General features: G+C 68.9%; 7 protein-coding genes and 1 tRNA gene. All 8 read left to right on the top strand.

What is annotated here, in order from left to right:
• Nucleotides 1-4: 4 nt before the first annotated feature.
• Entirely contained in the window at nt 5-1,324 is a 1,320-nt protein-coding gene (tolB, locus tag FHW12_RS12730; protein ID WP_182531414.1) for a Tol-Pal system beta propeller repeat protein TolB, read from the top strand.
• Nucleotides 1,325-1,426: 102 nt separating this feature from the next.
• Nucleotides 1,427-1,936, top strand: a complete 510-nt coding sequence (pal, locus tag FHW12_RS12725) for a peptidoglycan-associated lipoprotein Pal (protein WP_182531413.1) — start codon at nt 1,427-1,429, stop codon at nt 1,934-1,936.
• Nucleotides 1,937-1,943: 7 nt separating this feature from the next.
• Nucleotides 1,944-2,903 carry a tol-pal system protein YbgF gene (gene ybgF / locus FHW12_RS12720; protein ID WP_182531740.1) on the top strand — a complete coding sequence of 320 codons (960 nt, stop codon included), beginning with the start codon at nt 1,944-1,946 and terminating at the stop codon, nt 2,901-2,903.
• A gap of 7 nt (nt 2,904-2,910) precedes the next feature.
• The gene (queE, locus tag FHW12_RS12715; RefSeq protein WP_182531412.1) at nt 2,911-3,633 is read left to right on the top strand and encodes a 7-carboxy-7-deazaguanine synthase QueE; all 723 of its coding nucleotides are present in this window, start codon (nt 2,911-2,913) and stop codon (nt 3,631-3,633) included.
• The gene (gene queC / locus FHW12_RS12710) at nt 3,630-4,316 is read left to right on the top strand and encodes a 7-cyano-7-deazaguanine synthase QueC (RefSeq protein ID WP_310735229.1); all 687 of its coding nucleotides are present in this window, start codon (nt 3,630-3,632) and stop codon (nt 4,314-4,316) included. Before queE ends, queC begins: the two co-directional genes overlap by 4 nt.
• Before the next feature lie 55 nt (nt 4,317-4,371).
• A tRNA-Lys gene (locus FHW12_RS12705) sits at nt 4,372-4,443 on the top strand.
• Nucleotides 4,444-4,964: 521 nt separating this feature from the next.
• Nucleotides 4,965-12,590, top strand: coding sequence for an RHS repeat-associated core domain-containing protein (locus FHW12_RS12700; RefSeq protein WP_182531410.1), 7,626 nt, complete (start codon nt 4,965-4,967; stop codon nt 12,588-12,590).
• A 21-nt stretch (nt 12,591-12,611) separates the two neighbouring features.
• On the top strand, nt 12,612-13,277 hold the full coding sequence (locus FHW12_RS12695) for a hypothetical protein (protein ID WP_182531409.1): 666 nt from the start codon (nt 12,612-12,614) through the stop codon (nt 13,275-13,277).
• Nucleotides 13,278-13,318 lie beyond the last annotated feature (41 nt).

The raw sequence follows: 13,318 nt of genomic DNA, 5'->3' as shown, positions 1-13,318 counted from the left end.
GCCGATGACGAACTTCGCGGGATTCCTGGGTAGGTTGACGCTGGTCCTCGCCGGCGTCTGCGGATTCGGCAGCGCGCACGCGCAGCTCGACATCGACATCGTCAACGGCAACGCTTCGGCGCTGCCGATCGCGGTGGTTCCGTTCGGCTTCGACGGCGCGAGCGTGCCGCCCGAGTCGAACCCGGGCGAGATCGTGCGCGCCGACCTCGCGCGCTCGGGCCAGTTCCGCACCTTGCCGAAGAACGACATCGTCGAGTTCCCGACGCGGCAGAGCGAAGTGAAGTTCGCGACCTGGCGCCTGCTCAAGCAGGACTGGCTCGTGGTCGGCCGCATGGCCGACGGCGACGGCGGCTCGCTGCGCGTGGACTGGGAACTGTTCGACGTCGCCAGCCAGTCGCTCAAGGCGAACGGCACGATCAGCGGCCAGCGCAGCGGCCTGCGCGACATCGCGCACCAGGTCGCCGACGCGATCTACGAGAAGATCACCGGCGTGCGCGGTGCGTTCTGGACGCGCGTCGCCTACATCACCGCGACCGGCACGCCACCGAAGAACATGTCGTACGCGCTGATGGTCGCCGATTCGGACGGCTACAACCCGCAGGTCGTCGTGCGCTCGCGCGAGGCGCTGCTGTCGCCGGCGTGGTCGCAGGACGGCAAGCGCATCGCCTACGTCTCGTTCGAGAGCGGCAATTCGGCGATCTACGTGCAGGACCTCGGCACCGGTTCGCGCCAGGTCGTGTCGAGCAGCCGCGGCATCAACAGCGCACCGGCGTGGTCGCCGGACGGCAACCGCCTCGCGGTCAGCCTGTCCAAGGGCGGCAACCCCGACATCTACATCCTCGACCTCGCCAGCCGCCAGACCACCCAGGTCACGCGCCACTTCGCGATCGACACCGAACCGCGCTGGGCGCCGGACGGCCAGACCCTGTATTTCACCTCCGACCGCTCCGGCAAGCCGCAGATCTACCAGGTGTCGCCGGGCGGCGGCGAGCCGACGCGCGTGACCTTCACGGGCCAGTACAACGCGAGCCCGAGCGTGGTCGACGCCAAAGGCATCAAGCTTGCAATGGTGCAGGGCAACGGAAACGTGTATCGTATTGCGGTCCTCGACCGGGCGACCAGCCAGAGCACTCTGGTGTCCCCGGGCAGTCAAGACGAAGCCCCGAGTTTCGCACCGAACGGAAGCATGCTGCTGTACGCCGCCAGCGAAGGCATCCGCGGCGTGCTCTACGCCGCATCCGCCGATGGGCGAGTGCGTCAACGTCTGGGCCTCGCGGAGGGGGACGTGCGTGAACCCGCATGGGGCCCGTATCGCCAGCGCTGAAGCGCGAGCGGTCGGGAAGCGGCGAGTCGCCACTTGCTCCGCTTGAACGTCGATTCAGGATTCTTCCAACACTATCTGCCCAGTTCACGAAAGGGAACGACCATGAACAACACCGTCCGCATCGCTTTCTCGATCCTGCTCGTCGCCGGCGTCGCCGCCTGCGCGAAGAAGAAGGTCAAGCCCGACGTCGTCGAGCAGCAGCAGCAGCAGACCGAAACGCGTGGCATGGAGAACACCGGCCGCTACACGAAGGACAGCCTCGACACGGATTCGTGCCTGCGCCAGCGCGTCGTCTACTTCGACCTCGACAAGACCGAGATCAAGCCGGAATTCCAGGCGCAGGTCGCCTGCCATGCCGAGTACCTGCGCCAGTTCCCGGAAGCGCGCGTGACGCTCGAAGGCAATGCGGACGAGCGCGGTTCGCGTGAGTACAACCTCGGCCTCGGCGAGCGCCGCGGCAACGCCGTGCAGGGCGCGCTGAGCGCGGCCGGTGCGTCGTCCTCGCAACTCAACGTGACGAGCTACGGCGAAGAGCGCCCGGTCTGCCGCCAGCACGAGGAGTCGTGCTGGTCGAAGAACCGTCGCGTCGAGATCGTCTACACCGCGAAGTAAGAACGTGATGGCGCACTTGAAGTCGAGTGCGATCGCGACGGCGGCCTTGTCGGCCGCCGTCTTCGCGTTCGCCGCACCCGTTTCGGCGCAGCAGCGCCTGTCGCTGGCCGAGCGCGTCGAGCGCCTCGAGCAGCAGGCCAACGGACAGGGCGGCGGCGCGGTCGACCTCGTCAACCAGATCCAGGCACTGCAGTCGCAGGTTCAGTCGCTGCAGGGCCAGGTCGAGGAACTCAAGCACGCGCTCGACGAGGCGAAGCAGCGCAACAAGGATCAGTACACCGATCTCGATTCGCGCATCGGTCGTCTCGAAGGCCACGGCGGGACGCCTGCGGGCGCAGCGTCCGCCGCGCGCGCGCCGGCGCAGCCGGAGCAGCCCCCCGAGGTCGACCTCGCCAATCCGGCCGGCCGGCCGGCGGCCGCCGCCGCGCGCGGCGACGCCGGGCGTGGCAACGTCGGCGATCTCACCGCGGACGACCGCGCCGCGCTCGCCCCGGGCGAGCGCGCACCGCGCGAGGCGACGCCGAGCGAACCGGCGCAGGCACCGACGACGCTCGCCAAGGCGGCGCCGGCCGATCCCGCCGCGGAAGGTTCGACCTACAACGAGGCGTTCGCCGCGCTCAAGGACGGCCGCTACGCCGAGTCGGCGCGTCGCTTCCAGTCGTTCATCGACCAATATCCGAACAGCGATCTCACCGGCAACGCGTACTACTGGCTCGGCGAGTCGTACTACGTGACGCAGAACTACAAGATCGCGCAGGAATCGTTCCAGACCCTGCTCTCGCGCTATCCGGGCAGCCAGAAGGCGCCCGACGCGCTGCTCAAGGTCGGCTACAGCCAGTACGAGCAGAAGCAGTGGGACCAGGCCGAGGCCACGCTCAACGAAGTCGTGCAGAAGTATCCGGACACGACCGTCGCACGCCTCGCGCAGGGACGCCTGCGCGCGCTGCAGTCGGAATCGCGCCACTGAGCACGCCATGACGACCGTCGCCGCCCGCGGCGCCGCGGCCGGCGACGCCGTCGCCATCACGGACGCGAATGCCGACGCGACGCAGTCGCTGGAACGGCTGCGCATCACCGAGATCTTCCATTCGCTGCAGGGCGAAGCCGACGCGGTCGGTTGGCCGAGCGTGTTCGTGCGCCTGACCGGTTGCCCGCTGCGCTGCGGCTGGTGCGACACGACCTATTCGTTCCACGGTGGCGAATGGCGCACGATCGACGCCGTGCTCGACGAGGTCGCCACGCACGGTGCGCGCCACGTCTGCGTCACCGGTGGCGAGCCCCTCGCGCAGAAGCGCTGCCTCGCGTTGCTCGCGCGCCTGTGCGACGCGGGTTACGAGGTTTCGCTGGAGACGTCGGGCGCGCTCGACGTCGGCGAGGTCGACGCGCGCGTGCGCAAGGTCGTCGATCTCAAGGCGCCCGGCTCCGGCGAAGTCGCGCGCAACCTCTGGTCGAACATCGCCCACCTGCTGCCGCACGACCAGGTCAAGGTCGTGCTCGCCGATCGCTTCGACTACGACTGGGCCGTCGCGCGCGTGCGCGAGCACGGCCTCGACGCGCGCTGCCAGGTGCTGTTCTCGCCCGTGCACGGACGCCTCGCGCCGCGCACGCTCGCCGAATGGATCCTCTCCGACCGCCTGCCCGTGCGCATGCAGCTGCAATTGCACAAGCTGCTGTGGGGCGAGGAGCCGGGGCGGTGAGCGCGAGCGAAGTTGCCCGCCGCGCGGTCGTGCTCGTTTCCGGCGGCATGGACTCTGCCGTCACGCTCGCGATCGCGCGCGCGCAGGGTTTCGCCTGCTACGCGCTCAGCGTCGACTACGGCCAGCGCCACGCGTCCGAACTCGAAGCCGCGCGCCGCGTCGCGCTCGCGCTCGGCGCGACCCTGCACAAGACCGTGCACGTCGACCTGCGCAGCATCGGCGGCTCGGCGCTGACCGCCGACGACATCGCGGTGCCCGACGAAGGCGGTGCCGGCATCCCGGTCACCTACGTGCCCGCACGCAACACGATCATGCTCTCGGTCGCGCTCGGCTGGGCCGAAGTGCTCGGTGCGCGCGACATCTGGTGCGGCGTGAACGCGGTCGACTACTCGGGCTATCCCGATTGCCGGCCGGCCTTCATCGAGGCGTTCGGCCGCCTCGCCAACGTCGCCACCAAGGCCGGCGTCGAAGGCGCGCACCTCGTCGTGCACGCGCCGCTGCTCGACATGGGCAAGGCGGACATCGTGCGTGCCGGGATCGCGCTCGGCATCGATTTCGCGCAAACCGTATCGTGCTATCAGGCCGACGCGGACGGCCGCGCCTGCGGCCATTGCGACGCCTGCCGCCTGCGCTCGGACGGCTTCCGCCACGCCGGCGTCGCCGACCCCACGCGCTACCGCTGACGCGGCCGGGCGGGTAAACTGCGCGACCCCGCGGCCGTCGCGGGCGCCTTCCTGTGGGCCGTTAGCTCAGCGGTAGAGCAGCGGACTTTTAATCCGTTGGTCGATGGTTCGATCCCATCACGGCCCATATCCCTCCCGCGGGTGACCGTCCCGGCACGACCTATGCGTCGCGCGCGGTGCGATAGGGTCGACTGCAAGCAGCTCCGTTCGTGCAGCCCCGGATCGGCGCGCACGCACGCTCCCCGCGCACTGTGAACTCGTGCACATTTCTTTCGAATGCGCATGGCATCGACTTTTCATTGCAGGAATCGCGTGCTAGCGTGATTGCTCGACCCAGCAGGGGAGAACACCGGCGCAACGCCGGTATCTGCGGGCGGACGATCGATTGCGGATGAGCCAAGCCGGGCGCGCGAGCGCTTGCGGCGGCTCCGGCCTTTTTCGGCCATGGACGGAGAAAGGGTGTGTCGCATGGGTCCACGAGGGCGTGCCGCGTTCGCGCAGGCGGGATCTGCCGTCCTATCGCGCCCCGGTGTTGGCGCCACGCCATCGCGCCGCCGCTCCGCGCCGCTGCATCACGACGAACTTCAAGAGAACGACCCTGACGCGGCCGCGCGCGCGCGCGGGCCAAGGTGCATTCGAGGACGCTGCATGAAGAACACGAGCCGATGGACGATGGTGCGACCGGTCGCGACGATGGCGTTTGCGGCGGCATGCACGCTGCTGGGGGCATCCACCACGCTGGTCGTACCGCCCGATGCGCTTGCCGCGACAGCGCCGGCGGCGCAGGCAGCGCCCGCGCCGGCGCGTTCGCGCTTCGTCGTGCCCCAGGACCGCGGCGAGCGACTGCCGCATGCGAGCGCCGAATCGTTCCGCTCGGCTACCTACCTGCCGCCCGCACCGCCGGCGAAGCGCGCCGGAAAAGGCGTCGCGAAGGATGCCGCAGTGGACGCATTCGTGCCGCCGGGTCCGGCCGATCTCGGCGAGAACGACGACGTCGTGCTCACACCGGCGATCCGCTCGCTCGCCGACTCGCTCGGCCACAACCCCGTGCAGATCTACAACTGGGTACGCGACCATGTCGCGTTCACGCCGACCTGGGGTTCGATCCAGGGCGCCGACGCGACCTTGCAGACGCGCCGCGGCAATGCATACGACACGGCGAGCCTGCTCGTCGCGCTGCTGCGCGCGAGCAACGTGCCCGCGCGCTACGCGTACGGCACGATCGAGGTGCCCGCGGCGGCCGCGCAGAACTGGGTCGGCGGCGTCGCCGCGCCGGAGGCGGCGGTCAGCCTGTTCGACCAGGGCGGCGTGCCCGTGCAGGGCGTCGTCAGCGGCGGCAGCATCGGTGCGCTGCGCCTCGAGCACGTGTGGGTCGAGGCGTGGGTCGACTTCAACCCGTCGCGCGGCGCGGTGAACCGCAGCGCATCCACCTGGGTGCCGCTCGACGCGTCCTACAAGCAGTATCGCTACAGCGCGGGCCTGCCGGTGCGCACCGGCGTCACGCTCGACACCGCCGCGTTGTCCGCGCGCATCGCGCAGGGCGCGTCGATCAGCGCCGACGGCGTGAGCGGCCTCGACCTCTCCACGCTCGCCGCCGCATACGCCGACTTCACCGGCCGCGTCGACGCGTACATCCAGTCGCACAAGCCGGGTGCGACGGTCGCCGACGTGCTCGGTGCGCAATCGATCATCGGCGAGGGCTTGCCCGTGCTCGCGGGTGCGCTGCCGTACAAGACGGTCGCGCTCGGCGCGGTCTATTCGGACCTGCCCGACACCCTGCGCTGGAAGGTGCAGTACGGCGTCTACGCGGACGAGTTCGAACGCAGCCAGGGTCACGCGCTCGCGAGCGTGTCGCAATCGCTGCCGAAGTGGGTCGGCAAGCGGCTCACGCTCACGTTCCCCGGCGCGAGCGCGGGCGACGACAGCCGACTCGCCGCGCGCCTCAACGCGAACCCGCTGCCGGCGAACGTGTCGGCGTCGACGGTCAGCACCAAGGTGCAGCTGACGATCGACGGTACGGTCGCCGCGAGCGGCGGCAGCGTGCCGTTCGGCACCGCGCTGGTCGGCGCGGTCGGCATCTTCGATCCGCAGGTCGGCGACTGGCGCTACGCGCCCGGCACGCGCGTCGTCGCCGGCGAAACGCATTCGCTCGCGCTGATCGGCAACGGCGTATCGCCGGCGACGCTCGCGGCGAGCCGCGACCGCCTCGCGGCGATGGGCAGCCAGCTCGCCGCGCACCAGTACGCCGGCCTCGGCCAGGACGGGCTCGTCGGTGAAGTGCTCGACTATGCGGCGCTCGCCTACGCGACGACGGTCGCCGGCAACACCGAACTCATGTGCAAGGCGTGCGGCATCGTCGGCTATCCGCTGCCGACGATCGTGCGCGTGAGCACGCACGCGACCGTGACGTCGGCCAACGGGCTGCCGCAGTCGGTCGCATTCCCCGGCGTAGCGCTCACGGTCGAGGCGATCGGTCGCACCGCCGTCGCGAGCGACGCGAACGCGGCGCGCGCGCAGGCGTTCCAGCGCACCTACGGCGAACGCGCGTCGGCGTACACGCACCTGCTGCTCGACGCGCTGTTCACCGACGCCGCGCACGCGGGCAGTGCCGCATCCGCGGTACGCGCGCTGCACGCGGCGACGACGTCCGGCCAGAAGATCTACCGCGCGACGTCGACGAACGGCGCCACGGTGCTGCCGCAGCTCGGCGTCGATCCGGCGACGATCACCGTCATGCAGGACGCGATCCAGTCGGGGCGTACCGCGACGATCAGCCAGTCCGGTGTCGCGGTCGGCGCGTGGAACGGCGTCGGCTACGTGCTCGAGGACACGGCCACCGGCAGCGGCGACTACGAGATCAGCGGTCGCGAACAGGCCGAACTCGACGTCGCCGGCGGCTGGTTGCCGCTCGCGCTCGCCGGCCCCGCGCTCGGCGTACAGGGCGACGCGGTCGCCGCGGCGCTGCAGGGGCCGCTCACGGTCGAAGCGAACTACTACAACGCCGCGGTGGCGCTGCTCGCCGACTACGGTACCGTGCCGTGGTCGAACTTCGTCGGCGCGCCGACGGTGCTGAGCCAGTGGTGGCTGTGCGCGCTGTGGGACGGCCTGCCCGGCGCGCTCGGCGACATCGGCACGTCGGTCGTTAGCGCGGTCGACACGGTCGACCATACCGGCCTGCCGGGCGGCCCGCAGACGAACAACGCGCCGTACTTCACGAGCGCGCCGGTGACGAGCGGCGCGCTCGGCCAGGCGTACCAGTACTTCGCGACCGCGACCGACCCGGACGGCGACGCGCTCACGTTCCAGCTCGTCGGCGCGCCGAACGGCGTGACGCTGTCGAGCGCGGGCCTGCTCGCCTGGGCGAGCCCGGTCACCGGTTCGTATCCGATCACGCTGCGCGTCTCCGACGGCCATGCGACGGCGGAGCAGGCGTTCACGCTGACGATCGGCCAGGTGATGCCGCTCGATCTCAACCTCGCGGTCGCGCCGCAGTTCGTCAACGAAGGCGACACGGTCACGATCACGGTCGCGACGACCGGCGGTTCCGGCACCGTCGCGAAGTCGCTCGCGATCGACGGCACGAACGTGCCGCTCGACGCGAACGGCCAGGCGCACGTCGCCGCGCACGGCGCGGGCACCCACACGGTGGTCGCGAACGCGACCGACAACAAGGGCACGCTCGTGCGCAGCAGTGCGTTCGGCGTGCACGTCGACGGCGACACGACGCCGCCGACCGTGCAGATCACCGCGCCCGCGGACGGCGACGTACTGACGAAGCCGACGCCGGTGAGCGGCGTCGTCTCCGACGCGAACACCACGTTGTGGACGCTGTCGGTGTCGCCGACCGGCCGCAACGCCTGGCGCGAACTCGCGCGCGGTTCCGGTGCGGTCAACGGGGCGCTCGGCGCGTTCGATCCAACCCAGGTCGAGAACGGCCAGTACGACCTCGGCCTCGTCGCCTGGGACGCCAACGGCAGCTCGGCGAGTGCGGTCCAGCACGTGGTCGTGCAGGGCGACCTCAAGATCGGCGCGTTCACGGTCAGCTTCAACGACATCCAGCTCGACGTCGGCGGCGTGCCGCTGACGATCACGCGCACCTACGATTCGCGCCGGAAGGACGAGAAGGGCGACTTCGGCTACGGCTGGACGCTGTCGTACCAGAACGTGAAGCTGCAGCGGAACAAGCCGCTCGGCGAGCAATGGGAGCTGTACCAGCCGGGCTTCCTCACGTTCTGCATCCGCCCGATCGGCAAGCGCGTGGTGAGCATCGCGCTGTCGGACGGCAAGGTGCACCAGTTCGACGTCGTCGCGAGCCAGGAATGCGCCACCGGCGGCGTGCCTGCGGTGTTCTCGATGGCGTTCAACCCGCGCCCGGGCACGACCAGTACGCTCGACGTGCTCGACGGCGGCGACCTGCTCTACCAGGGCGGCACCGTGTTCGACCCGGATGAAGGCGCTGCATACGACTCGCAGAGCTACCAGCTGACGACGATCGAGAACTTCAAGTACATCCTGAAGAGCAGCGACGGCGCGAACACGTTCAAGGTCGTGCAGATCACCGACCCGAACGGGCAGACGCTCGTGCTCAACGCGCAGGGCGCGTTCGCCGGCAACGGCGCCGCGCTGCAGTTCACGCGCGACGCGGAAGGGCGCATCACCCAGGTCACCGATCCGTCCGGCCGCAAGGTCAAGTACGCCTACACGGCTGCGGGCGACCTCGACAGCATCACGAGCCCGGCGAACAAGGTCAGTCGCAACCAGTACGCGACCGTGCCGGCTGCGCTCGCCCACCTGCTGACGAACTACACCGACGCGTCCGGCGTGCAGCAGGTACGCAACGAGTACGACGCGAGCGGCCGCCTCGTCGCGCAGTACGACGCGCTCGGCAACAAGATCGACCTGTCGCAGCGCGATCTCGACACGCATACGCAGGCCGTTACCGATCGCAACGGCAACACGAAGACCTACACGTTCGACGACCAGGGCAACATCACGAAGGTCGTCGATGCCCTCGGTGGCGTGACGACGTCGACATTCGACGCCTTCGGCAACCTGCTTGCGACGACCGATCCGCTCGGCCGTTCGACGTCGACGACCTACGACACGCCGTCGGGCACGGTGCTGACGCAGACCGACGGGCTCGGCCACACGACGACGACCGACTGGAATTTCTACACGATGATGGGGAACCACACCCCGCAGAGCGTGGAATCCGTCACCGACGCGCTCGGTCATGCGACGACGTTCGGCTACACCGATCCGGGGATGCTCCGCTCGATCACCGACGCACTCGGTCACTCGACCGGGCTCGGTTGGGGTGGCTCCAGTTTCGACCAGCTGGTCCAGTTCACGGATCCGACCGGTTACGCCACGACGTACCAGAACGACGCGCAGGGTCGCAAGACGCAGGAAACCGATCCGCTCGGCAACGTCACCAAGTACACCTACGACGCCGACGGCAACCGTCTCACCACCGTGCGCACGCGCGTGGTGGCCGGACAGACGCAGACGTTGACGACGACGTACGTGTACGACGCCGACGGCAACCTGACGACCGAGACCGACCCGCTCGGCAACATCACGCGCTACGCATGGACCGCGCAGAAGCAGCTCGCATCGCTGACCGATCCGCTCGGGCGCATGACCCGTTACGCCTATGACGTGTTGGGGCGCGAATCGCTCGTCACGTACCCGGACGGCACGAGCACCGCCACCGAGCGCGATCCGAACGGCAACGTGATCAAGGAAACCGATCGCGCGGGTCGCGAGACGCGGACCGAATACGACGCGCTCGATCGAGCCGTCGCCGTCGTCAATCCGGACGGCAGCCGCGCGACGACCGCGTACGACGCGGGAGACCAGGAGACCGCGAGCAGCGACGAACTCGGTCGCACGACGCACTCGGCGTACGACGCGGCGGGCCGCAAGACGCAGTCGACCGACCCGGCGGGCAATGCCACGGACTACGAGTACAACGCGGTCGGCAAGCTCACCAAGGTCACCGACGCGCTCGGCCACGCGGTGCAGCACGACTATGACGCCGCCAACCGACGCACTCGGACCACGTGGGCCGACGGCAGTGCGAGCCAGTACGCCTACGACGCCGCGGGTCGCAAGACGGGCAACACCGACGCCCTCGGCCGTACGACGACGCTCGGCTACGACCGCAACGGGCGCATGAACAAGGTCACGGACGCGCTCGGCAAGATCACCGCCTACGGCTACGACGAACTCGGCAACAAGACGTCGCAGACGGACGCGCTCAACCATGCGACGCAGTGGGGCTACGACGCACTCGGTCGCGCGACCAGCATAACGCTGCCGGACGCGCGCTATCAAACGATGGCGTACGACGCGGCGGGCCGTCTCACGAACAGCACGGATTTCGCCGGCAACGCGAGCGGATACCAGTACGACGCCGCCGGGCGCATCCGCAGCCGCACCTTCGTCGACGGCACCGTGCTCAGCACGACCTACACGCAAGGCGGCCAGGTGGCGAGCCTCACGCGTGCGCTCAACGGTGCGTCCACCGTCACGCGCTACGGCTACGACTCGCGCGATCGCCTCGTCGACGTCACCAATGCCGACCAGTCGAAGCTGCACTATGAATACGACGCGGCCGGACAACGTACGGCCATCGTCGCGACGACGCCGGATGGACAAGGCTTCCGCACCGACTATGCCTACGACGCGGCCGGCAACCTCGCGTCGGTGACGGCATTCGGGCAGACGGTCACGTTCCGCTACGACGCGGCGAACCGGCGCATCGAACGCGACGATCCGAACGGTGTGGTCACCACGTACGCCTACGACGCCAACGATCGCCTGACCGCCTACGAAACGAAGCACGGTGCGAGCGTGCTCGTGCAGGGCGGCTACACGCTCAATGCTGCCGGCCAGCGCACCGCGCTGAGCCAGCACGCGCCGGACGGCTCGGTCCGCGACATCGGATGGAGCTACGACGGCGCGGCGCGCCTCACCGGCGAAACGCGCAGCCTGCCCGCACACGCGGCCACCTGGACGCTCGATGCCGTCGGCAACCGGTCGGCGCAGACGCTCGACGGTGCGAACACGGGGTACACCTACGACAGCGCCGATCGCCTGACCGCAGCGACCGGCAGCGGCGCGGCGACGTACGCGTGGGATGCCAACGGACAGATCGCGAGCAGGACGCAGGGCGGCGCGACGACGACCTACACGTTCAACGCCGAGCACAACCTCGCCGGCGTGGCGCTTCCCGGCGGCGTCGGCCTGACGTACGCGTATGCACCGGACGGCAATCTCTCGCAGCGCACGAAGAGCGCGGGCGGCTCGTCGCAGACGACGGCTTTCCTCGTCGACGCGAACAACGACGCTGCGCGGATCGTCGCGGAGTACGACGCGGCGGGCCACGCGACCGCGGTATACGTGTACGGCGACGAGCTCATCCTGCGCTTCCGCGGCGGCCAGGGTACCTACTACCACCACGACGGCCTCGGTTCGATCGTCGCGCTCAGCGATGCGAGCGGCGCTGCGATCCAGTTCTACGGCTACGATGCCTGGGGCAATCGGGTCGAGTCGACCGGAAGCGATGACAACGCCTTCGGCTTCGCAGGCGAGCGCTTCGACGCCGACACCGGCCTGCTCTACCTGCGCGCCCGCTGGTACGACCCGGGCATCGCCCGCTTCACCGCCCCCGACGCGTACCGTGGATGCCTCGGCTGCGTCGCGTCGCTGAATCGCTACCTGTACGCGGGCAACGACCCGGTCAACAACGCCGATCCCAGCGGCAACATGACGCTGGCCGAAACGTCGGCGGCGGAGGACATCCAGGCGGATCTGAACCTCGCCGGCCAGCAAGCGGGGCGGCAGTTCGCGCAGGGAGCCGGCCGCAGCGTATTCAATCGCCTCGGCGAACTCGCCGAGAAGGGCGTGAAGAAGATCATCGAGCAATGCGTCGGCCCTGGAAAGGCGAAGGGCGCCGCGTTGAAGGGAACCAAGATCAATCTCGACTTCGAAGTCCAGCTGGCGGGCAAGCTGCGCACGATCGAATCGAAGTATCAGATTCCCAAGGCGGGCAGTGAAGCGATGATGCGACTCGTCAACCAGATCAAGGCTGCGGCGGCGGAAGGACGGGAAGTGTTGATCGTCTCCGGCAAGAAGCTCGGCCCTGGGGCGAAGGCGAATCGCGAGAAGCTGCTGCGCGAGCTGTCCGGAGTCGATGCCGTCTCCGTGATCGGCGGGTTCGTCGACTTCGCGATGTTCATCGAGGAAACGGCAGGCGGCTGCCTCTGAGTCCTCGGGAGGAATCACGGAATGTTGAAGGCACTTCGAACCCGCTTCGCGAGCCAGGTTGCGAAACGTATGAAAGCGGCCCACCCGGACTATCCGAAGACCAAGGTCAGCCTGGCCGGAACGAGCTGGACGGGTTGCGACGTGTATTCGAAAGCGGTCGGCGACCTCCACCGTGCATGGATCGTGCTAGGCGGGACGGCGAACGAACAATGGATCACGGCCGTGCTGTATTGGACGTCCGAAGGCGTGTCGTGGCAGGAGTTGCCGGGATGGGATTGGCACGTGAACCCCAGCGTCCCGGCCAGCGGCGGCTTGCAGCTGACGGACGAGCCGCTGGTCGGAGACGACCTCGTCGACGGATCGCGCTTCATCGAAGTCAGTGACCCGCCGATCGCGCTGCAGGACGAGGCGATCCGCGCGGCATCGACGACCGACCTCTATCGCCGCGTCCGCGAGATGACGATCACCGACATGCGGCGCGCGAATCCTGCGGTCACCATGGATGAGATCGAGAAGCTGCTGGCCCGGGCGGACAGGATCGAATTCGGACTGTGGGGAAGCATCGCGAAAGCGATCGAGATTCCGGATCACGAACTCGATCGCGCGATCGAGCCAGCGTTGAACAAGGTGTTCCATCTACTGGACACCTACGGATTTCCGTTTCTGGAGAAGCGGCTGTCGAGTTGACTCGATGTCGTCGAGGAGTTCACGAAATGAACCTGTGCTTT

The sequence above is a fragment of the Dokdonella fugitiva genome, assembly GCF_014138265.1.
Taxonomy (GTDB): domain Bacteria; phylum Pseudomonadota; class Gammaproteobacteria; order Xanthomonadales; family Rhodanobacteraceae; genus Dokdonella_A; species Dokdonella_A fugitiva_A.
Note: the sequence above shows the minus strand (reverse complement) of the source record. Positions and strands in the feature narration are given on the sequence as shown.

Coding starts and splice junctions, on each gene's coding strand:
- pal (WP_182531413.1), top strand. CDS start 1,427: ATGAACAACACCGTCCGCATCGCTTTCTCGATCCTGCTCGTCGCCGGC.
- ybgF (WP_182531740.1), top strand. CDS start 1,944: ATGGCGCACTTGAAGTCGAGTGCGATCGCGACGGCGGCCTTGTCGGCC.
- FHW12_RS12700 (WP_182531410.1), top strand. CDS start 4,965: ATGAAGAACACGAGCCGATGGACGATGGTGCGACCGGTCGCGACGATG.
- FHW12_RS12695 (WP_182531409.1), top strand. CDS start 12,612: ATGTTGAAGGCACTTCGAACCCGCTTCGCGAGCCAGGTTGCGAAACGT.
- queE (WP_182531412.1), top strand. CDS start 2,911: ATGACGACCGTCGCCGCCCGCGGCGCCGCGGCCGGCGACGCCGTCGCC.
- tolB (WP_182531414.1), top strand. CDS start 5: ATGACGAACTTCGCGGGATTCCTGGGTAGGTTGACGCTGGTCCTCGCC.